Source organism: Leifsonia sp. SIMBA_070 (assembly GCF_046534635.1).
GTDB lineage: Bacteria > Actinomycetota > Actinomycetes > Actinomycetales > Microbacteriaceae > Leifsonia.
This window is the reverse complement of record NZ_JAWRYK010000632.1, coordinates 1-252: the sequence shown is the minus strand read 5'-3', so window position 1 is coordinate 252 and position 252 is coordinate 1. Positions and strand designations below refer to the sequence as shown.

Annotated in this window: 1 pseudogene; it reads left to right on the top strand. The window is 69.0% G+C overall.

Annotated elements, in window-relative coordinates:
• Positions 1-20: 20 nt before the first annotated feature.
• Positions 21-252: pseudogene (locus tag SB754_RS21760) on the top strand (hypothetical protein); the annotation flags it as partial.

Below are 252 nucleotides of genomic sequence, written 5' to 3'. Positions count from 1 at the left end.
CCAGCGATTTCAGGGCCTGGATGGCCGATCGCCGGCGCGGCGGCCTCTCGGCCCGCTCCCTGGCCCGCGAACTGTCCGCCGTGCGAACCTTCTTCGGTTATGTGCAGCGGCGCTGGCAAATCGAGAATGCGGCCCTCTCCCTGATCGAGGGGCCGAAATTCTCCCGCTCCAAGCCCAAACCGGTCAGCGAGGACGCCGCCCGCGAACTGGTCGCGGAAACCGCCCATCGCGACGGGCGCGACTGGATCCAGG